A 20,813-nucleotide genomic window follows, 5' to 3' on the forward strand; every position below is an offset into this window, starting at 1 on the left:
ATGGCGAAGCGCGTTGGTGTAGACAAGTGGATGTTCGGCACGGTGCTGTTGCTGATGCTGTTCGGTCTGGTGATGGTGTTCTCGGCTTCGGCCGTGCTGGCTAAGGCAACGCTGGGCTCGCCGTATGCGTACGTCAGCAAGCAGGCCGCGTGGGCGCTGCTGGGTCTGGTTGCGCTGTTTATCCTGATGCGCGTTGACTATCGCAAATACAACAATCCAGCGATCATCTTTCCGGCCATGATTGCCACCGCCGTGATGCTGCTTGGAGTCTTCGCCTGGCGTTCCATGAATGGTGCGCATCGCTGGCTGCATCTCGGTCCTGCATCGCTACAGCCCTCTGAGCTGGCGAAGCCGGTGATCGTGCTGTTTCTTGCGTGGTTTCTGCAGACGCGCATTCATCAGATCGACGACATCAAGCAGACGATCCTGCCAGCCGTGATTCCTCCGCTTGTGTACATTGCACTGATTTTGAAAGAGCCCGACCTGGGCACGGCGCTCGTCTGCGCGGCTGTTCTCATGCTTATGCTGTTCCTCGCGGGACTGCCCATGCGCTGGATTGCTGTGGCGCTGGCTTGCGCGGCGCCCGTGATGTACTGGATGCTCTTTCATGTGGCTTGGCGCGCCAAGCGCATGATGGTCTTCTTCAATCCCGAAGCTGATCCGAAGGGTGCAGGCTTTCATATCCTGCAATCACTGATCGCGGTGGGTTCGGGTGGACTGTATGGCCGAGGCTTGATGGAAGGCCTGCAGAAACTCTTCTACCTTCCGGAGCCGCATACGGACTTCATCTTCGCAAACATCTGCGAAGAGCTGGGACTGATCGGCGCGCTCTGCGTGGTGGCAGCATTTTGCATACTCGGTTATCGCGGACTGCGTGCTGCGTTCTTATCGACGGATCCGTTCGCGCGCTTCCTTGCGTTCGGTCTCACGATGGCCTTATTGGTGCAGGCGTTCTTCAACATTAGTGTGGTGGTGGCACTGCTGCCCACGAAGGGCATTCCGCTGCCGCTTATCTCATCGGGTGGAACCAGCGTGTTCGTCACACTGGCTTGCATGGGAGTGCTGTTGAACGTAACGAGAGAGATCGACTGATGCAGGCGGCAGCAGATAAGTCTTTGAGGGTAATGATCGCTGGTGGTGGGACCGGCGGGCACGTAGTACCAGCGCTGGCGATTGGCCGAAGGCTACGCGATGATCATAACGCAGACGTCGTGTTTGTCGGCACAGCGCGCGGTATTGAGACAAAGCTGATTCCGGAAGCGGGCTTCAGGCTTGAACTGGTGCGGTCAGGTCAGTTGAAGAACGTGAGCCTGATGACGCGGTTGCGTACGGCGATGGATGTTCCATTGGGTGTGCTGCATTGCATGTCGTTGATTCGGGCGTTCAAGCCACAGGTGGTGGTGGGTGTGGGTGGGTATGCGAGCGGGCCCGCCATGCTGGCCGCTGTGCTGCTGCGCGTTCCCACACTGGTGTACGAGCCGAATGCCGTGCCGGGGTTGACGAACCGCGTGCTTGGCAAACGGGTTCGTTCGGCGGCAGTAAACTTCGCACAAACCACGCAGTACTTCAACCACGCCGAGGTCACGGGCGTGCCGGTGCGGCCGGAGATCTTTGAGATTGCACCGAAGACAAGCGGAGCTCCACGCCTTCTGGTTACGGCAGGCAGTAATGGGGCGCTGGTCTTCAATGAGACGATGCCGAAGATCGTGGCGCAATTGCTGGTTGACGTTCCAGACCTGACCATCGTGCACCAGTCCGGGCCTCGCAAGCTGGATGAGACTCGTACCGCGTTTTCAGAGAGCGGTGCTAACCCTGCGCGATGGAGTGTCGAAGCATTCCTGACCGACATGCCCGCGCAGTACGCGGCTGCCGACCTGGTGCTGGCTCGCTCGGGAAGCACGGTTGCTGAGTTGTGCGCTGCTGGGCGGCCCTCGCTCCTCGTCCCGTTTGCGGCTGCGGCCGATGATCACCAGCGCAAGAATGCCGAGGTGCTCGTCGCAGCAGGTGCCGCAGAGATGCTGTTGCAGAAGGACGTCACGCCACAGTCACTGCGCTCGGCTCTCGTGGGACTGCTCACAGATGCTCCGCGTCGAGACGCTATGGCTCAAAACGCTCGCGCTCTCGCCAAACCTGGTGCGCTCGATCGCATCGCAGAGATGGTGCTGAAATTGGCTAGGCCGTGAGGTTGTGTTCGACACTCATCTGAGATCCCAGACAAGAAGGGCTGAGGAGTGATCCTCAGCCCTTCTTATATCTCGATTATCTCGATTTTGATTAGCGATGACCGCCGCCTCCACCACCGTGGGAGCCGCCGCCTCCGCCGCCGTGAGAGCCACCACCACCGCCACCGCCGTGGAAGCCGCCACCACCGCCAGCATTACCGCCGCCGCGGCTTACGTTCGGTGCTGCCCCACCACCACCGCCGCGAAAGCTTTGGGCGCCTCCGCCAGCATTTCCGCCGCGGTTGAAGTTCTGACCGCCGCCAACGTTACCGCCGCCGCGATTGAAGTTCTGAGCTCCGCCAACGTTACCGCCACCGCGATTGAAGTTCTGAGCTCCGCCGCCATGGTTGAAGTTCTGACCGCCACCGCCGCGATTGAAGTTGCCTCCATTGCCGCCACGGAAACCTGCGTTGTAGCCTCCGCGAGAGAAGGAGTTGCCGCCGGGGCGACCATTGAATCCTGCGTAGCTCCGGTTATAGAAGTTGCCACGGAAGCCTCCGCCGAAGTGGCCGTAGGCACGGTTGTACCAGAAGTGTCCGCCGTTCCAGTAACCGCCATAGAAGCCAATACCGAAGTAACCGAAGCCGTAGTTGATGCCGCCATAGTAGCCGATGCTGCGGCCCCAATAGCCGCCGCGCCAGAAGTAGCGGCCGCCGCCCCAACCCCAATAACCCGGGGTCCAAAGAGCGCCGATATAGGGAGGCTCAACCCACGCGCCGCCTACCCAGTAGTAACCGCCAGGACCCCATGCCCAGTAGCCGGGAGTCCAGAGGTAGCCGTCACCGGGGCATTCGGGCTGTTGATAATCGGGGATTGCAGGAGGTGCGATGTCTGCCGTGATCGCTCCCGGAGGCGGTGCCTGATCCTGATACTGTCCCTGGCCTTGGTCCTGATATTGGCCTTGATCTTGATATTGGCCCTGTGGAGGAGCCTGATTCTGGTACTGCCCTTGGTCCTGATACTGACCCTGGGGAGGAGGCGGAGCTTGATTCTGATACTGACCGGGATTTTGGTTCGGGTCGGGGTAGTTGTTCTGATAAGCAGCCTGAGCCCGCGCCGTGGTGGCTGCGAGAAGCCCGAGCAAAACGGTGGTGCTTGCTGCGGTCGTACGAAGTGCGCGGGTGTAATTCATGACATCTCCTTGTCCGCTTCGGTCCACTCCCATCTGATGCAGGGATTGTGGTTCATGAAGCGGAGAGATTTTCCAGCCCTGGGATGGCGGGTCAGGCTCTCGTACAGAATAGACACGTCTCCTTAGTCTTTGTTGCGTTTTCTGGAGTGCTCTGCTGTCGAGCTCAATAATCGGCCATAGACAGGTACGACCCTGAACTCTGTGACCATCATCGCCGCCTCCTGACCTTGGTTGCCGACTATTTGCTATCAACAGGTTACGCCTTGCCGCTATGTCCATCGCAATGCAGTACGCCAAGGAACCGGCTCCACGGGCCGACGGCATCACGGTACTGTGCGGCGAGGATGCGCGAGATTTGATGCAGGTGAGTCAAATCGTGGGTAGACCATGTGGCAAGCAGCTGAGAAAGCGTGACGGCCCCGAAGGCCGGGTGCGTCCCTCGGCGTTCGAGGTCTTGCGGCGTCAGGTTCAGAGCCTGCAGACGGGCAAGTCCGGAGGAGCGTAGTGAGGAGAAATCGGCAAGAAGTTCGTGGACAGGGCGCGTATCGCTCAGGTGCGCCTCGCGCTGAAACACCGGGAAGGTTTCGGATTCGCCTGCCCGCAGGATGATCTGGATGCGCGGCAGCCAGTCCGTGCGCTCGCCGTGGATGAGGTGCGCCAATACCTGGGAAATCGTCCAGGTGCCTTCGCCCTCGGTCGTATGGAGCAACTCGTCAGGCAAATTCCCTAGTAGGGCAGTCATCGCAGCTGGTGTCGAGGAGAGCAGAGCGATCGTCGAAGCGAGTTCTCGTTGCATCTGTCGATCTTAGCTGGGACTGCGAAGAATTGATTCAACCCATACTGAGTGGCGCTACAATCTATATCTCGGGCTCCCCAAGACAACTCAGGCATTTCCAAACCTCGCCAGGGAGAACTGCACATGCGTGTAAGTAAAGCCAAGGTAGAAGCCGTCGTTTCCGCGCACGAAGGAAAGAGGGCGGAGTGTGGTCACTTTCCCACACCCGATGATGCGACCGTATTCGCTGCTGAGATCGTTCGAATGATGTTGGAAAAGACGGCCTACGGCGGCACCTTTGCCGTGAGCGTCTCGCACGTCCACAGCCAGCGGAGCGGCCAGAGTAACTTCATCGTCGCCTTCTCCGGCCATCATCCCGACTGCCTTCCAAATCGAGCCGATACCACGCATCTGCTTAATCTGGACCTGGCTGAAGATGTACATCCGCTTGCCCATCGCGCGAGGGTCTCGTACTCAAACACAGCAGATCTTGCATATCACCCCATGCATGTCACCACGCAGGAGTTTCTTAGGCGGGCGTTCCGCAAGCACGAGAACATAACTGCGACTGACGTGAATACACAGCTCACGACTTTCAAGAACCTGATCTGGTTGCCGCCAAAGCAGGTAGGACTTGGACCGAGGCTGCAGTTGTTTTCGCAGTTCGGTAAGAAGCTGATGCCTTTGGGAGCAATCGGGCTGGCCATTCGACTGGGCGTTCTGGCACCAGGCGATGAGGCCGCTGTGGTGACCTCGGTACGCAGGTTTATTCGCGCGGACCTCAAAAGCATCAAAGCTCCCCCTGCAGCTGTTGAAGAGTCGCAACGCTATCAGGAGTTGGCGAAGTTCCTCGAAGACCTGCTGATGTCTCGCACGGTAAACGACCCAGAAGGTCAGAGCACCTTGTTGTTGGCAACCCAGGTCTATGCCGAAAAGTCGATTGCGGCTGTACAGAAGTCGGTCGTCGAGGCATGGGGAGCCAATGCGCTGGGTCGCTTTTGTGCCGAGCCAAAGGGACTGCGTTACGCGCGGCAATCCAGCATTCTCGCGATTAACGATCTTCAGTATGGTTCTCTGCAGGGCCAACTGGCGTTCTGGTACAGCTACACCGAGCACAGAGATTTTTCGCAGAAACTCTTCATCTACGGTCAGAATAACGACGATCGAGCGGCTGGACACGGCGCCTATATGTTGCCTTGCTCCTCCTGTGCTACCCGTTCCGCAAGCATGATGACAGGCCTGCTGCCGCCAGTGGTCATTGCGGCGCCCGATCCCGTGAACATGAACTGGATGATTGCGACCGAAAAGCAGATCATGGATCGATTGAACGCGTTGTATCCACACAAGCTCGATTTCGTGTCCGGACAAGTGCTTGCCAGGGCCGTTACGGAGCAGCGGCGTACGATGGCGTCTCCTAAGCCTGAGGCGTTCTTCCTGGAAATTGCAAAGGCCCGCGCTGTGCGTATGTCGATCGAACTGTAGAGAGCTGAAAGTTGGCAAGCTTCTTCGCAATGTGCGAGAGAATAGCGGAATGAGTTTGCCAGCACATGCTTTATTTGCGCCGTCGCAGCGGGTCCACTTTATCGGGATCGGCGGTATTGGGATGAGTGGGATCGCTGAAATCCTGTTAACGATGGGGTATGCCGTCTCCGGCTCGGATATGCGCGCCTCCGCTTCGACCGAGCGCCTGGTTGGGCTCGGCGCGACTGTCTTCATAGGCCATGCGGCGGCCAACGCTGCCGCGACCGACGTCGTTGTGACCAGCTCCGCGGTGGCGAAGGACAATCCCGAGGTGCTTGAAGCGCGCTCTCGCAAGATTCCGGTGATCCCACGTGCGGAGATGCTGGCTGAGTTGATGCGGCTGAAGTACGGTATCGCCGTCGCCGGCATGCATGGCAAAACGACCACCACCAGCATGGTCGCGGCAGTGCTCGCAGGCGGAGAGCTCGATCCGACGGTGGTGGTTGGCGGTCGCGTCGACGCCATGGGGTCCAATGCGCGGCTGGGTAAATCGCAGTACCTCGTAGCGGAGGCCGACGAAAGCGATCGTAGCTTCCTGAAGTTGCCACCCGTGCTGGCGATCGTGACCAACCTTGACCGCGAGCATATGGAAAGCTACAGCGGCATGGCCGACGTGGAGAACTGTTTCGTCGAGTTCATGGATAAGGTGCCGTTTTATGGAGCGGTCACAGCCTGCGTGGATAACGCGATGCTGCGCGCGATCCTGCCGCGCGTGAAGCGCAAGGTCTACACCTATGGCGAAAGCGCCGATGCGGACTTTCGTCTGAGAATGCTTCCCGCTGCGGGTACCGGATCGCACGCGCGGTTTGAGGTCAACGCCAAGGGGCTGCTGCTGGGGCCGTTTTCGCTCAATGTGCCCGGTAAGCACAACGTACTGAATGCGACGGCGGCGGTAGCCATCGGCGTGCAGCTCGGCATCTCCCCTGAAAAGATCGCAGAGGGGCTGGCCAGCTTCAGCGGGGTCGACCGCCGGTTCCAGATTCGCGGGGTTGTGAAGGGCATCACCGTGGTCGATGACTACGGCCATCATCCCACCGAGATCAAGGCCACGCTGCAGGCCGCGCGCGAGTGTGGCTATGGCCGCGTGCTGGTGCTCTTCCAGCCGCACCGTTACACCCGCACCCGCGATCTGATGAGCGACTTTGCGACCTCCTTCGGCGATGCGGATGCGGTGCAGGTGCTGGACATCTACGCCGCCAGTGAGCAGCCCATCGAGGGCATCAGCGGCGAGTCACTTGCCGCGGCGATCCGCGAGCAGGGCGGCGGCCGCGTGAACTATGCGGCGTCCATGGCAGAGGCGGTAGAGCGCATCGCCGCCGACGCCCGACCCGGCGAGATGATCCTGACGCTGGGCGCAGGCAGCGTCTCGCAGGCTGGGCCGATGCTTCTGGAGGCCCTGGCAGGGAGTTAGGTGACGGGCGCTCTTTCTTGTAAGGCAGTTTTGCGGCGCATGCAGGTTGCTGCGGCGATACCCGGCGAAAAAGGGAACCTCCCGCCAGCCCATTCCGCCTTATAGTGAAGGTTGGCGATTCTTCCGCGGCCTTGCTCGGGCATGCGGAGATGAAGATGGGAAAGCAGCGCGGAGCTGGTTCCGCAGCGGTGCTCGAGACGCCGGAGACGGCTTATGCCTCGGGATATACCTCTGCGAGTGAACCGGCGTGGCGTGGGCAGGAGCCTGCTCCGGCGGGTGCGCTGCAGCGCGGCTATGCTGGCGATTCCTCGCAGCCTAACGGTTACGGCACAGAGGAAGAGGAGTATCGCCCGCGTCGCGGCGCGCTGCGACCGAGCCTTAGGACCATGCTGCGCAGCACTGCTGGCCGCATTGCGCTTGGAGTCGTCCTACTCGTGCTGGTCGGCGGGCTCGTTCTGGCCGCTGCTGCAGTCCGCTTCTATCTGCTGCACGATCCTCATTTCCTCGTGGCTTCCAGTGATGACATCCAGATCACCGGCAACACCCACATGACCCGCGCCCAGCTACTGGACGTCTTCGGTGGCGATTTGGAGCGGAACGTCTTCCGCATCTCGCTCACAGATCGCCAGGCCGACCTGGAGCGTCTGCCCTGGGTTAGCCATGCCAGCGTGATGCGACTGCTGCCGAACCGACTCGCCGTGCAGATTACGGAGCGGACTCCGGTCGCCTTCTCGCGGCAGGGCACGCAGATCGGCCTCGTCGACGCCAGCGGCGTGCTGCTCGATATGGGAGCGAACACCGCCAGCGATGCCCATTACTCCTTCCCTGTGCTCACCGGTATTTTGCCCAACGATCCCGCGCCGACACGCGCAGCCCGCATGGCTGTCTACCAGAAGTTCATGCAGGAGCTCGACAGCAACGGCCAGCACCTTACCAAGTCGGTCAGCGAGGTCGATGTCACCGAGCCTGATGACCTGAAGGCGATGCTTGCCACCGGCGGACCGGAGATTCTGGTCCATTTTGGCGACGACCAGTTTCTCAGCCGCTATAGCCAGTTTCAGAAGCTGCTGCCTGAGTGGAAGCAGCAGTATCCCAAGCTCGCTTCTGCCGATATGAGATATCAGGGGCAGATCGTGCTCGAGATGCACAAGGATGGCGACAATGTCGGACCTCCTGCTCCGACATCACTCGCTGCCGAAGCTGCAGCCGAGGCAACTAAGCCTCTAGCCCCGGCGCCGCTGGCTAAGTTGCCGGCGGCCAAGCCTATACCCAAAGCCAAGATCGTTCCGGCAAAGGCTGCGAAGGCCGCTAAGAAGAAGTCCGGCAAGCCTGTTGCGAAGAAGGTTGCGGGCAAGCCGAAGAAGGTTGTGGGCAGGCCCGCTGTCGCGCACAAGGCAAGCCATAAGTAGAAAGCAATGCACGGTTTGAGGGAAGACGATGAATGCGAAGACCGACAACCTGATTACAGTGCTCGATGCAGGCAGCTCCAAGAGCTGCGTGCTGGTGGCCGAACTCGTCGACGGTGTGCTGCGTTACCGCGGCCACGGTGTGGAGACCTCGAAGGGCATGCGCCGCGGTGTTATCAGCGACCTCGGCCCGGCGGCTGAGGCCATAGACGCAGCTGCTCTGCGCGCGGAGAAGACGACCAAGGCTCCCATTGAAACCGCTGTCGTTGGCGTCGGCGGCCCTCACATGCGCGGCATGAACTCGCAGGGCGGCATCAACATGGGCAGCCGCATGAAGGAGATCACCAAGGAAGACGTCCGCGCCGCGATCGACCGCGCCCGCTCCATCAGCCTTGCTCCGGACCGCGAGGTCCTACACCTGCTGCCCCAGCAGTTCATCCTCGACGACCAGGGCGGTATCCACGACCCGGTCGGCATGGTCGGCAACCGGCTTGAGGTCGGGCTGCATCTTGTCACCTGCTCCGGTAGCGCCTCGCAAAACGTGGTCACCTGCGCCAACCGCGCTGGACTTGAAGTGCTGGATACGGTCTTCGAAGGCATTGCCGCAGCCGAGGCTGTGCTTTCGGCGGATGAACGCGAACTGGGTGTCTGCCTCGCCGACATCGGCGCGCACTCGACGGAGATTGCCGTGTACTTCGAAGGCGCGGTCGCGCATACGGCGGTGTTGCCCATCGGTGGCGACCACTTCACGAACGATCTTGCCGTCGGCCTGCAGGTGAGCGTGGAAGAGGCGGAGCAGCTGAAGCGGATGTACGGCAGCTGTGTCGTCACCTCGATTCCGCAGTTGAATGAGATCGAAGTAGGCGGCAACCTCGCGACCGGGGGACAGCAGGCCCGCATGGTGCGCCAGCGGTTTCTGGCAGAGATTCTTGAACCGCGTGCCCGCGAGATGCTTACCATGTTGCGCGACAACCTGCGTCACGGCGGCGTGTTGGAGGCTATGGGCTCGGGCTGCGTCTTCACGGGCGGCGGAGCGCATCTGGCCGGCTTGCTGGATAACGCCGAGAGCACGTTGCGCGTTCCCGCACGCATCGGCTACCCGGTGCCACTGAGCCGCATGCCGCCGGAGCTGGCAAAGCCGGAGTTTTCAGCCGCCATCGGACTTCTGCTCTATACACAGCGCACGCAGGCCAAGCGCGCAGCTGACGAACAGGGCCTAAAACAAAAGCTCTTGTCTATGTTTGCAGGCAGTTATTAGGCCTTGTCCAAGCCGGCGGCTTACAAATGGCCGCCGCGAAGGTCAAACGAGCATCGTGCCGCAGGGCAAAATTCAAGCGAAACGCCTGAGGAAAATGACCGAGGCAAGTTTCGGTTCCGGGACGGGAGAGACGGTAGACTTACAGATATGAGTTTTCGCAATCTTTTTGGTGTTATTTTTCTAGGGCTTGGTCTGAGCGCGGCAGCGCACGCCCAGCTGGGTGTGTACGGCATGTACTCGGTCAACCAGAACACAGGTGTGCAGTGCCTCGTGGATTCTCCGAATACCTGCTCGAACGGCGTAGCGGGGCGCACAAGCGCGACCAGTGCGTCCGGCACGGTGTACGGCTCGCCGTCGACGGGCCACGTCAATCCGCAGGGACTTTCAGGCGGCGTCTTCTACGACTTCAAGACGTACGGCCCGGTGCGCTTCGGTGTCGATGTTCGTGGTGGCGATGCTCACTCGAACAAGTCGGCGTCGGATTCAACGGGCGGCACCAACAGCACGCGTTCCAACTACGTGCTCGTCGGCCTGCGCGGTTCGGTCAAGACACCGATCTCCTGGGTGAAGCCCTACGCTCAGATCTCTGTGGGCTACAACCGGTCCAACGTGACAGAGCCAAGCTGCTCCACGCTGAACGGTGGAACGCTGCAGTGCCAGAATGGCCAGGTCACGACGACACCGGCTCGCAACTATGACAACTTCCTGCAGTATGAGGGCTTCGTCGGTGCGGACATCCGTATCGCGTCGTTCATCGACTGGCGCGCGGTCGAAGTCGGTCTGGGTAACATGAACCGTATCGGCAGCAGCTCGGTCTATGACGGTAACTCCTCGGTCGGTGTTCGCTCGCTGGGCGCGGGCATTGTGCTTCATCTGCCGTAGGCAGGACCTCAGTACGAGTGGATACGGAGCAGTATGTCTCGGGGTTGGGATACGAGGCGTGCTGCTCTCTATCGTTCAAAAAGCTGTACGGCATAAAAAGGTGTAGCGAAGTAGATGCGCGACGAACGAATTGGTGAGGCCTTCTCCCGATTTGCGGCGCAAAATGAGGATGAGAGCAGTACGCGCAGGCGCTAGATCGCAGGTGCATCAGGAGATTTGAGCCATGTCCTTTCCCCCCAACGACGGAGCAGAAGTAGACAACGCTGGCGGACCGCTGCGTATCCACTACCACGACGAGATTCAGAGCACAGCGCGGATCAAGGTGATCGGCGTCGGCGGCGGCGGCGGTAATGCCGTCAACCGCATGATTGCAGCCGGCGTTGTGGGCGTAGAGTTCATCGCTGCAAACACGGATGCGCAGGCCCTGGAGAGCTCGAGCGCGCCGGTGAAGCTGCAGCTCGGCGTCAAGCTGACCAGTGGCCTTGGAGCAGGCGCGAACCCGGACATCGGGCGCCGCGCGGCGCTGGAGGATTCGGACAAGATCATCGAAGCGCTCGAAGGCGCGGACATGGTCTTCGTCACCGCAGGCATGGGCGGCGGAACGGGCACAGGCGCGGCGCCGGTGATCGCTTCTCTCGCCAGTGAGATGGGTGCGCTAACCGTTGCTGTGGTCACGCGGCCGTTCGGCTTCGAAGGCAAGCGCCGCACGCTGCAGGCTGAGCGCGGGATGCAGGAGCTGCTCGATGCTGTCGACACGCTGATTGTGATTCCGAACGAGAAGCTGTTGGCTGTCGCAAAGGACGCTGGCTTCTTTGAGAGCTTCCGCATTGCGGATGATGTGCTGCGCCAGGGCGTCCAGGGCATCTCGGACATTATCACGATTCCCGGTGTGATCAATCGCGACTTCGCCGACGTGAAGACCACGATGGCGGGGATGGGCTACGCAGTGATGGGAACGGCGGTTCGCTCGGGTCCGGACCGTGCTCGCGAGGCCGCAATGGCTGCGATGGCGAGCCCGCTGCTGGAGGCCGGAGCCATCGATGGAGCGCGCGGCATCCTGATCAACATCACGGGTTCCAGCAACCTGAAGCTGAGCGAAGTGAACGAGGCTTCGACCATCATCCAGAACGCGGCGCATGAGGACGCGAACATCATCTTCGGTGCCGTGATGGACGAGAAGATGGGCGACGAGATCAAGCTGACCGTGATCGCTACAGGCTTCCGCGAGGACAACAAGCCGGAGCGTCGCGAGCGCATGCTGGCAGAACCCGCAATGCCGACCGCGCATCGGGAGGCTCCGCCTGTTCCGGTGCAGCCGCGTGCTGAGACGTTTGCTCCGCCGGTGATGGCGCCAGAGCCGGTGGTGCGATTTGCGAACGAGGCTGAGCCCGCGCAGGCGCCCTACACGCCGCCGATGCCTCGCTTTGCCAGCGAGGTTGCGACCGAGTCAGGTACACCAACGACCTCAAGCTACTACGAGGCGGCGCGCCAGCAGGCTCGGCAGGAGGTTGTGCCGGTCATCTCTGCGCCAGTACAGGAGACATCGGTATCGGAGCCCGAGGTGATCGAACGGTTGGATGTGCCCGTACATGAGCAGGCGCAGCTGGTGCCGGTGAAGTCGTCCGTGTTCGACGATGATTTTTTCCGCGAGCCGAAGTCTGCAGTACCGGCATCTTCGGAGCCAACGCCTGTGCATGAGCCGTTGCCGCAGCGGACGCCTGAGCCTGTGGTCGCTGTCGCTCCGGCGGAGCCTGTCTTCTCGTCGCCGGCGGCGGTCGCGGAGCCAGGGAATCTATGGCCGCAGGCGCGGGTGCCTTCGTTCTCCGGCTATGCTGGCGGCGATAGCCACTCGGCGGCGGAAAGCGATGAGCTCGATATTCCGGCGTTTCTGCGGAAAAAGCCCTAAAGGCAGGGAACAGGGATTAGGAAGTGCGGATGAAGTTTGGGCTAAAGGTTGGAGCGGCGTTGCTGGTTGGAGTAGTCGCGGTTGCAGGTGCTGCTGCGGGTACAGCGAGAAAGCCTGTAAGGAGGGCTGCGGCGCATCATGCGGAGCATGCACGCCCGATTCGTGGCCGCTCCGTCCGCTCGGCAGTTCATGAGTCTGGTGCGACCCGCGTGGTTCGTGGCCGCGTGGTGCGTGGCCGAGTTGTTGTGGGTAGACGCGCTCGGTATGGTGAGCGGTTTACGGCCAGCAGCTTCGCTGACGATGTCACGTTTGGCGATGTCACTGCAGGTGAAGATCCGATCGTGCGGCAGGCTGCGATTCAAGCGCTTGCTGGCATGAACGGGACCGCGATGGCGATCGATCCATCGACTGGACGCATTCTGGCGATGGTGAATCAGAAGCTGGCGTTGAGCGCTGGCGCTGAGCCGTGCTCGACGATCAAGGTGGCAGTTGCGCTGGCGGCGCTGAAGGAAGGCATCATCACCGCCGATACGCCGGTGAACCTGGGCGGACATTACACGCTCGATCTCACGCATGCTCTGGCGAAGAGCGTGAACCTTTACTTCGAGGTGCTCGGTCGCGCGATGGGCTTCGATCGGGTGAAGTACTATGCGAACCAGTTTGGTCTTGGAGAGCTTGCTGGATATCACATTCAGGGTGAACATCTGGGCGTTTATCCGGATACAGAGCTGCCGCAGGCGAGCGGCGGTGTTGGACGCATGTGCTCGTTTGGCGAAAGCATCAGCATGACTCCGCTGCAGCTGGGAGCGTTGGTGAGCGCGATTGCCAATGGCGGAACGCTTTATTATCTGCAACATCCGACCTCGCAGGCGGAGGTATCGAATCTGCAGCCTCAGGTGAAGCGACAGCTGGATATTGCCAACGTGATCCCGCAGATTCTGCCAGGCATGCAAGGCGCGGTCGACTTCCGAAATGGGACAGCGCGCTCGCTTCGGACCAATTTCGCGCAGTTTCCCGTATTCGGAAAGACGGGAACATGCTCGAATAATGGAACGCGCTTCGGCTGGTTTGTCTCGTATGCGGACACGCCGAAGGGGCGGATTGTCACGGTGATCTTCCTTGAGGGAGGACGACCGACGTTTGGACCGAAGGCTGCTGAACTTACCGGGGCGTTTTATCGAGCGATGTATGAGGGCGGATATTTTTCGCCGAAGGATTCCATGGGCGGAAGCAACGGGCGATAGGGTACCCCTCCCCCCGTACTTCAGTCTCAAAGTCTTGAAAGCACAGCAGTTTGGTCTGACTTAGAAGGGTTTAGGTCTAAGTTTGCAAGGAATACGTGTAGAACCGGCCCACCACAAGCGGTTCTAAGTTGATCCCTACTTCCATTATAGCGAGTGGGATGTAGTACATGTGCAATTCTTTTTCCGGCTCTTAGCTTATTGGTTTGTTGGGTTTACAGGTTTCTGTGGCCTCGAAAGGGGTTGACAGGAATTTGTGACAGCGATGTCCGTGCGTGTGTACGCCGCAGGGCATCAGAACAAGGAAGAGATCGAAGAGGGCCATGAAGATTCTTACGGCAGCAGAGATGGGAGCGGCGGACCGCAGGTCGGTGGAAGCCGGGGTTCCGATATCGGTGTTGATGGAGAATGCGGGCCGGGCAGTCGCCCTGTTCTGTCTTCGGGAGTATCCGGGAGACGGGCTGGTGGTGGTGTTGTGCGGAAAGGGCAACAACGGCGGAGACGGGCTGGTGGCGGCGCGGCACATGGCGGAGGCGGGCCGGAAGGTCCGGGTGTTGCTGCTGGTGTCCTCAGACCAGCTGACGGCAGAGCCGAAGAAGGCGTTTGTGGCTGCGGTGATGACGGCGATGGGGCTTCATACAGCGCAGGGAGCGGCGAAGCTGGAGGTACGCGAGGTGATGGACGAGGCGCACCTGCCGGAGTGTATGGAGGGAGCGGAGCTTGTGGTGGATGCCGTGGTAGGGACCGGGTTCAAACCTCCTTTGAGGGGTTTGGGAGCCAAGGCAGGGGAGTTGCTGGCGGGGATGTCGGTGCCGGTGGTCGCGGTGGATATGCCGAGTGGATGGGATGCGGATTCGATCGAGCAGAAGGCGGAAGGAGCGTTTCGGGCGGATGCGGTGGTGACGTTTGCGGCTCCGAAGCTGGCGCATGTGTTTGGAGACATGGCGAAGCAGGTGCTGGTGGCTGCGATTGGCACGCCATCGGTGGCGATTGTGACGGCGTCGCGTCTGCGGTGGGCGGGGTCGCAGAAGGTGATTGCGGAAAAGCCGCGGGATTCGAACAGCAACAAGGGCAAGTATGGGCACGTGCTGGTGCTGGGTGGAGCGCTAGGCAAGGCGGGAGCTCCGTCGATGGCAAGTCTTTCAGCGATGCGCACGGGAGCGGGGCTGGTGACGGCTGCGGTTCCGGCGGAGGTACTGCCGACGGTGGCGGCGGTGGCTCCGGAGCTGATGCTGACGCCGCTCCGTGAGCAGGGAGTCGGGAGCAGGGAACAGGGTGTGGATGGGCTGGTGGGTGGAATCGCGCTGGACCATCTGAGCGAGGAGCAGCTGCCCGCGTTGATGAAGGGCATTTCGGTGGTGGCGATTGGACCGGGGCTGGGGCAGGAAGGGACGACGCCGGAGTTTGTGCGCAGCTTTGTGGAAAGGGTGACGGTGCCGATGGTGATCGATGCCGATGCTCTGAATGCGTTTGCGGGGAAGGCTGGACTCCTGGGCAAGGCGGCGAAGGATGGGCGCGTAGTGGTGCTGACGCCGCATCCAGGCGAGATGGCGCGGCTGGTGGGGATGACGGTGAAAGAGGTCGAGGCTGACCGGATCGGGCTGGCTCGGCGCTTTGCGACCGAGCATCAGGTGACGCTGGTGCTAAAGGGGTGGCGGACGCTGATTGCGCATCCGGATGGAAGCATTGGCGTGAATACGACCGGGAATCCGGGGATGTCGAAGGGTGGGAGCGGAGATATTCTGACGGGGATTGTGGCCGCGATGCTGGCGCAGTATGCGCGGTCGGGTGAGGCTACGGACGTGGCGAAGGCGGTAGAGGCAGCGGTGTATCTGCATGGACTGGCCGGGGATTTCGCGACGGCGGCGCAGGATGAGCACACGGTGCTGGCGACCGATACGGTGGCGCATCTGAAGGATGCGTTCAAGGCGCGGGTGCGGGATGAGGATGGGTTTGTGCGGGTGGTGGGGAGAGGCCGGGGGCCGGGAATCAGCTGAAGCGTCGGGCTTTGTTCAGCTTAGAGCTTGGAGTGTTTGAGCTTAGAGTGTTTGAGGTTGGAGTGTGCCCGCGGCTCTCGCTACAGTAAAAATAGGAGTCTCTCTGCCGCGGCGCAAAGGCGCGTCTCCGGTCGAGAATATACAGCATAGGTTGGGAAAAGTAGAAGGGCGATGATGAGAGAGTGGACACGAGAGAAGCGGCTGCGGACTCGCAGTGAGAATGGGACGCTGGGGTTAGGCGAGATTATGACCGAGCTGCTGGTGGCTCCGAAGCTTGTGGTGCTGCGGGGCGACCTGGGGATGGGGAAGACGACGTTAGTGCGCGGGATGGCTGCCGCGCTGGGAGCAGACGCGAGCGAGGTGACAAGCCCGACCTTCACGCTGGTGCATGAGTATAGAGGGCGGAAGACGCGGCTGATTCATCTGGATCTGTATCGGCTGGAGAACGAGGCCGAGGTGGAGACGACCGGGCTGTGGGAGATGGCCGATGCCGGCGATGCGCTGGTGATGGTGGAGTGGGGTGAAAAGTTTGCAAGCGTGATGGAGCGGGCGGACGCGGTCGTGTCGATGGAGCAGGGCGAGGTGGAGAATGAGCGGCTGCTGCATGTGGTGTGGAGATAGGGCTGAGAAGTGAGAAGACAAGAGTGAGAAGTGTTGAGTGGAAAAGGCTGCGTTCGACGCAGCCTTTGCTTTTTGGTTCGGATTAGATTCTGGGGTGGTTCAGAAGCAGATTCCCTGCGGGAATGACAAAGCAAAATCAGAAGCAGACTCCCTGCGGGAATGACAAAGCAAGAGCAGAAGCAGGTTCCCTGCGGGAATGACAAAGCAGGCTTAAACACTAAAGCCGCGACGGGGAGGTCGCGGCTTATTCGATCCGAGTCTAACGGGCCGAAGCTTACAGGTTGCGCCAGTTGCCGTTGGTGCGGGCACGGATACCGATGAAGCTGGGGACGAAGACGGTGGAAGCGAAGACGGTTGCGATGAGTGCGAGGTACATGGTTCTTTCTCCTGTGGCGCGCGCGGCCGGACGTGCCGGGATAGCGGCGCTCTACTACTGCTAGTGATGCTTGGGGTATTTTTCAGGGATGGCGGACTTGAGATCAAGACTCAGCCGTCGCGTTCCCTGTCGTAAAGTTCGGGTCCCTTGTTGGTTGACCCTGTGGGGCTCGTCACCCGTCCTGATCCGTCAGGACGCTCCAGCGACTGCACTCTTTACTCGTCTATTAGGATGTCAGAAACCGCGAAAGGTTTCAACCTTTTATCGTTCACCCTGGGCGGTATTCGGATCGAGGCTCGTTTGAGCGGCGGTTCAAATATCGTCTGTTGTGGATACGGGGGTGGGGTAGGATTGGTTCCGTTTATTTTGAAAATGTTTTTGGCGGAAATGCAGTTGCATCTCCGCTATGTCCGCAAGAGCGCGGACTTCAGTCGAGATGACAACGTACCAGGTGGGCCTGGAGAAGCAGGTCCTTCCCCTTCGACTTCGCTCAGGGTCAGGATGACAATTTCAAAGGCACTAGTCCTTGTGGCGGCCGGTGAAGCGGTAGATGGCGCAGAGTTCGTCGCCGGTGGAGCCGTATTCTTTTTGCTCGGCGATGGCTTCCAGGTCGGCGACGTGGTCGGCGGGGGACATCGCGATGGAGCCCTTCCAGAGGCGGGTGAAGGCGGGGTGGCGGTCGAGGTAGGAGTCGTGCTCGGAGTTGGCGTAGACGAGGTCGAAGGGGTGGGAGGCTGCGGCCTGCGAGGTTTCGACGTGACGGAGGAAGCGTTTGAGGATGGGCAGCTCGAAGGGGTGGAAGAGGAAGGCGAGGGTGGGCGCGGAGGGCAGTGGGTGCCTGGTGGCGTCGGCGTGGTGGAGTGAGAGGGGGGCGAGGGCGTTGGCGGTGGGATCGTGCTGCCAAAGGGCGATGTTGGCGGTGGCGATGCGGACGAGTTCGGCGTTGAGCTCGACGCCTTCAACACGGAGAAAGGGGTGTTGCGAGGCGAGGAGCAGGGCGCGGCCTTTGCCGGCGCCGACGTCGAGGAAGACGGTGCGCTCGATGGGGCTTTGGGGGGCTGCGTGCTGCATCCAGAGGTCGATGATGCCCTGAAGGATGCTGGGAGCGATGCCGTAGTAGGCGGTGAGCTCGTCGACGGGGACGCCGGTGCCGTCGGCGATGACGGAGCCGGGGATGAGACCGGAGGTGTCGGTGCCGTGGAGCTGGTCGAAGGGGTGGATGGCGGGTTGGGGCTTCTTGCGGGGCACTAACGTGAGCATAGCGTAGGCAGAAGGGGGTAGAGGAGAGAAGAGGGAGGAGAACTGCAGGGGGCTCCGCTACGTGGGACGATGAAGCTATCCTTCTCCGGTCGAGATGACACATTTTCTGTGGATTAGAGGATGGAGAAGAGGGCGGGAAGGATGGCGAGAGAGACGGCGGAGATGGCCGGGGTGCCGAGGAGGCGGTTTTCGATCTGGGCGGCGAGTTGCGCGGTGGCGGTCTCGTCGGAGGTGGGGGCGAGCAGGGTGATGGCGGCTCGGTAGCGCGGAGGTACGCCGGGGATGCCTGCGCCGGGGGCTTCGGTGTCGAAAGTGAGGGTGGCGGACTTGATGAGGTTCGCTTCGACGACGTTGCGGCCGAGTGCGGTGTAGCAGTCGCGGAGGAGGGTGAGGAGGTCGGCTTCGATCATGAGGGGTGCAGAGGTGATTCCGGAAGACAGCAGGTCCTTCCCCTTCACTTTGCTGAGGATGACAATGTTTGAAGGGAGCTAGTTGGTGGTGTCGAGGTGGTATTTGCTGCAGCCATCGAGGTGACGGGTGCTGCGGTCCTTCCAGGAGGTGTCCCTCGAGGGGTGGTTGACGCCCTGGCGGTAGAACTGGAGCCAGGTGAGGCAGCCGTTGAGGTCGCCGGTGGTGGTGTCGTGGGTGGCGTCAAGCTGTTTTTGGAACGCCTGCATGAGGGGATCGAATTGGTCGTTCGGCGCATCGCGCTTGGCGGCTGCCTGATCGAAGGCGGTCCAGACGGGTGTCTGGACAGGGGCCGGGTGCGTGGTGGTGACGACGCGACCGGAGCCTTCAGTGGGAATGGCTGCGTGGCGGTGCCTGTAGATATTGAAGGCGAAGAGAGCGAAGATCACGGCGATGAGGACGAAGTGGCGCGGCTTGAGAGACACGATCTTTACGAGACCCTGCGGAGAATAAACTTTGGCTTATCGGGGTTCTTCGCGTCTTCAGCTTGCTGTTCGAGGCGGCGGCGTTTCAACTCGGCAAGCTTTTCCTTATTGACCGGCTTGCCGCTGACGATGCTGGTGTTTTTGAAATGAACGACCATGAACGGCTTCTCTCCGAGGCTAAGGATTGACGGCTGTTCGAACCAAGTCCGTCCGAGACCATTGTACTCCGTCCGAGACAACGAGCAGGGTCACCTTCATCCATACGATGCGTTCGGCTGTCTCGGGGACGCTCCAGCACAGGGTGTCGGCCATGGCCTCACCGGGTTCGAGGGTATCGTCTTCGGTAAAGATATCGAAGACACGAATGATCTCTTCTGAGAGGTCTTCACGAACGATGGAGAGTTCGCAGGATGTGTCTTCGTGCTCTACCACGTGCTGCGTATTGCCAATGTTCTTGACGGTCAACTTGATGTCGCAATAGAGGTTGCCGCGCGTGAAGACGGTGCCGACGATGTCCAGCTCGAGCTTCTGCTCGTAGGTGCGACCCTTTTGGTAGTTCCAGTAGGTCCAGACGCCTCCGAGCAGGACGGCGGCAAGCTTGATGATCTTGTCTGCGACGTCAAGCGCGAAGGTGAAGTGCGGATGGGTGGTCTGCAAGGGAAATCCATCGGGAAGCTTGGCAAGGCGTTCGTACGTGAAAAGAGGTTTAGAGCGTAGGCGCGGCGATCGGTTTCGGGGTTCTTCGACTTCGCCCGGCGCAAAGAACGCGCCGGGCTTCGCTCAGAATGACAAGAGATGGGGCATTCAGGACTATCCGCTAGTTTTTGCGTTCGACGAGGTAGCTGGCGAGGGCCTTGAGTGGGGCGGCGGCTTCGCCGAAGGGTTCGAGGGCGGCGAAGGCGTCCGCGATAAGCTGGGCGGCGTCTTTTTCGGACTGCTCGATGCCGTAGACGGCGGGCCAGGTGGCCTTGTCGGAGGCGGTGTCTTTGCCTGCGGTCTTACCGAGCTGCTCGGAGGATTGGGTCATATCAAGGATGTCGTCGACGATCTGGAAGGCGAGACCGGCTTTTTCGCCGAAGGTGCGGAGGCGGGCGATGGTGTCGATACGCTTTGCATGTTGCTCCGCTAGCTGCGTCTCTGTGGCTTCCTTCCGAATACGAACTGCCTCCTCGGGGGTGGCGTCCTTTGGGGTTATAAAGCCAACGTGCGCGGCTGACGTAAGGCCGAGGAGGCCGCCCGAGACGATGCTGGTGGTGATAAGGGCGCCGGTCTTGGCGCGGTGGATGCGCTCGACGAGGTCGGCGGTGGGCTTCTGGCCCTCGCCTTCGATATCCATGACCTGTCCGCCGATCATGCCGGAGGGGATGCCCGTGTCCTGGTCTTCCTTGAAGCGGCCGACGCCGGTGCCGATGGCGAGAGAGAAGTCATGCAGGATGGCGACGATGGTCGCGGCGGGAGCGGGAAGCTGCGCGAGGGTCTGGAAGGCGAGGGTCTGCAGGGCGTCTCCAGCGAGGATGGCGATGGCTTCGCCGTAGACGACGTGGCAGGTGGGCTGGCCGCGACGGAGATCGTCGTTGTCGAGCGCGGGGAGGTCGTCGTGGATGAGCGAGTAGGTGTGCACCATCTCGAGCGCGGCGCCAAGGTCGGCTGCACCTTCAGGGAGAGTGCCGGCGACCATGCGTGCGGCTTCCATGCAGAGCACGGGGCGGAGGCGTTTGCCACCGGCGAAGGTGCTGTGGCGCATGGCGCGGTGGATAGAGTGAGGCATTGTGGTGGCAGAAGGGAGCAGGCGCTCCAGAGCGGCGTCGGTGAGGGCTGCGCCAGAGGTGAGGATGGTTTTGACGTCGGTGTTCATGGGCAGTTCTGATTCTACGGGAAGGCAGGGAACAGGGAGTTAGGAGTAGGGAATAGG

The 20,813-nt window shown here is 61.0% G+C and carries 19 protein-coding genes; 11 read left to right on the forward strand and 8 right to left on the reverse strand.

Annotated features, from left to right (window positions below; translation table 11 throughout):
* Both ftsW and murG read left to right on the forward strand, forming a co-directional pair.
* The gene (gene ftsW / locus OHL14_RS09545) at nucleotides 1-1,092 is read left to right on the forward strand and encodes a putative lipid II flippase FtsW (protein WP_263379113.1); all 1,092 of its coding nucleotides are present in this window, start codon (nucleotides 1-3) and stop codon (nucleotides 1,090-1,092) included.
* Nucleotides 1,092-2,183, forward strand: a complete 1,092-nt coding sequence (murG, locus tag OHL14_RS09550) for an undecaprenyldiphospho-muramoylpentapeptide beta-N-acetylglucosaminyltransferase (RefSeq protein ID WP_263379114.1) — start codon at nucleotides 1,092-1,094, stop codon at nucleotides 2,181-2,183. The genes ftsW and murG overlap by 1 nt, the downstream gene beginning before the upstream one ends.
* A gap of 91 nt (nucleotides 2,184-2,274) precedes the next feature.
* Here the strand turns inward: murG and OHL14_RS09555 are convergent, their stop codons facing one another.
* Both OHL14_RS09555 and OHL14_RS09560 read right to left on the reverse strand, forming a co-directional pair.
* Nucleotides 2,275-3,354, reverse strand: a complete 1,080-nt coding sequence (locus tag OHL14_RS09555; protein WP_263379115.1) for a YXWGXW repeat-containing protein — start codon at nucleotides 3,352-3,354, stop codon at nucleotides 2,275-2,277.
* 256 nt (nucleotides 3,355-3,610) lie between these two features.
* The gene (locus OHL14_RS09560; RefSeq protein WP_263379116.1) at nucleotides 3,611-4,150 is read right to left on the reverse strand and encodes a DinB family protein; all 540 of its coding nucleotides are present in this window, start codon (nucleotides 4,148-4,150) and stop codon (nucleotides 3,611-3,613) included.
* A 123-nt stretch (nucleotides 4,151-4,273) separates the two neighbouring features.
* On the opposite strand from OHL14_RS09560, the gene OHL14_RS09565 reads away from it, so the two are divergent.
* The 9 genes from OHL14_RS09565 to tsaE all read left to right on the forward strand — a co-directional run bounded on the left by OHL14_RS09565 (nucleotide 4,274) and on the right by tsaE (nucleotide 16,372).
* Complete coding sequence (locus tag OHL14_RS09565; protein ID WP_263379117.1) at nucleotides 4,274-5,611, forward strand: hypothetical protein; 1,338 nt, start codon at nucleotides 4,274-4,276, stop codon at nucleotides 5,609-5,611.
* Between the two features lie 49 nt (nucleotides 5,612-5,660).
* Nucleotides 5,661-7,061, forward strand: coding sequence for a UDP-N-acetylmuramate--L-alanine ligase (murC, locus tag OHL14_RS09570; protein ID WP_263379118.1), 1,401 nt, complete (start codon nucleotides 5,661-5,663; stop codon nucleotides 7,059-7,061).
* A gap of 155 nt (nucleotides 7,062-7,216) precedes the next feature.
* Nucleotides 7,217-8,470: a cell division protein FtsQ/DivIB gene (locus tag OHL14_RS09575; RefSeq protein ID WP_263379119.1), complete on the forward strand. Its 1,254-nt coding sequence runs from the start codon at nucleotides 7,217-7,219 to the stop codon at nucleotides 8,468-8,470.
* A gap of 28 nt (nucleotides 8,471-8,498) precedes the next feature.
* Nucleotides 8,499-9,725, forward strand: a complete 1,227-nt coding sequence (gene ftsA, locus OHL14_RS09580) for a cell division protein FtsA (protein ID WP_263379120.1) — start codon at nucleotides 8,499-8,501, stop codon at nucleotides 9,723-9,725.
* 147 nt (nucleotides 9,726-9,872) lie between these two features.
* Entirely contained in the window at nucleotides 9,873-10,607 is a 735-nt protein-coding gene (locus tag OHL14_RS09585; protein ID WP_263379121.1) for a hypothetical protein, read from the forward strand.
* Nucleotides 10,608-10,830: 223 nt separating this feature from the next.
* Nucleotides 10,831-12,513 (forward strand): cell division protein FtsZ, encoded by a 1,683-nt coding sequence (gene ftsZ, locus OHL14_RS09590; protein ID WP_263379122.1) that lies wholly within the window; start codon nucleotides 10,831-10,833, stop codon nucleotides 12,511-12,513.
* A 29-nt stretch (nucleotides 12,514-12,542) separates the two neighbouring features.
* Nucleotides 12,543-13,757, forward strand: coding sequence for a penicillin-binding transpeptidase domain-containing protein (locus tag OHL14_RS09595; RefSeq protein WP_263379123.1), 1,215 nt, complete (start codon nucleotides 12,543-12,545; stop codon nucleotides 13,755-13,757).
* 320 nt (nucleotides 13,758-14,077) lie between these two features.
* Nucleotides 14,078-15,751 carry an NAD(P)H-hydrate dehydratase gene (locus OHL14_RS09600; RefSeq protein WP_263379124.1) on the forward strand — a complete coding sequence of 558 codons (1,674 nt, stop codon included), beginning with the start codon at nucleotides 14,078-14,080 and terminating at the stop codon, nucleotides 15,749-15,751.
* A gap of 171 nt (nucleotides 15,752-15,922) precedes the next feature.
* Nucleotides 15,923-16,372, forward strand: a complete 450-nt coding sequence (gene tsaE, locus OHL14_RS09605; RefSeq protein ID WP_263379125.1) for a tRNA (adenosine(37)-N6)-threonylcarbamoyltransferase complex ATPase subunit type 1 TsaE — start codon at nucleotides 15,923-15,925, stop codon at nucleotides 16,370-16,372.
* Between the two features lie 895 nt (nucleotides 16,373-17,267).
* Here the strand turns inward: tsaE and OHL14_RS09610 are convergent.
* The 6 genes from OHL14_RS09610 to OHL14_RS09635 all read right to left on the reverse strand — a co-directional run bounded on the left by OHL14_RS09610 (nucleotide 17,268) and on the right by OHL14_RS09635 (nucleotide 20,756).
* Nucleotides 17,268-17,996, reverse strand: a complete 729-nt coding sequence (locus OHL14_RS09610) for a class I SAM-dependent methyltransferase (protein ID WP_263379126.1) — start codon at nucleotides 17,994-17,996, stop codon at nucleotides 17,268-17,270.
* Between the two features lie 125 nt (nucleotides 17,997-18,121).
* On the reverse strand, nucleotides 18,122-18,466 hold the full coding sequence (locus OHL14_RS09615) for a DUF59 domain-containing protein (RefSeq protein ID WP_263379127.1): 345 nt from the start codon (nucleotides 18,464-18,466) through the stop codon (nucleotides 18,122-18,124).
* A gap of 30 nt (nucleotides 18,467-18,496) precedes the next feature.
* Nucleotides 18,497-18,901, reverse strand: a complete 405-nt coding sequence (locus tag OHL14_RS09620) for a hypothetical protein (protein ID WP_263379128.1) — start codon at nucleotides 18,899-18,901, stop codon at nucleotides 18,497-18,499.
* Between the two features lie 5 nt (nucleotides 18,902-18,906).
* Nucleotides 18,907-19,059, reverse strand: a complete 153-nt coding sequence (locus OHL14_RS09625) for a hypothetical protein (protein WP_263379129.1) — start codon at nucleotides 19,057-19,059, stop codon at nucleotides 18,907-18,909.
* A gap of 19 nt (nucleotides 19,060-19,078) precedes the next feature.
* Nucleotides 19,079-19,558 carry a hypothetical protein gene (locus OHL14_RS09630; protein WP_263379130.1) on the reverse strand — a complete coding sequence of 160 codons (480 nt, stop codon included), beginning with the start codon at nucleotides 19,556-19,558 and terminating at the stop codon, nucleotides 19,079-19,081.
* 160 nt (nucleotides 19,559-19,718) lie between these two features.
* Complete coding sequence (locus tag OHL14_RS09635) at nucleotides 19,719-20,756, reverse strand: polyprenyl synthetase family protein (RefSeq protein ID WP_263379131.1); 1,038 nt, start codon at nucleotides 20,754-20,756, stop codon at nucleotides 19,719-19,721.
* Nucleotides 20,757-20,813: the final 57 nt, after the last annotated feature.

The sequence above is a fragment of the Granulicella paludicola genome, from assembly GCF_025685545.1.
GTDB classification, from domain to species: domain Bacteria; phylum Acidobacteriota; class Terriglobia; order Terriglobales; family Acidobacteriaceae; genus Granulicella; species Granulicella paludicola.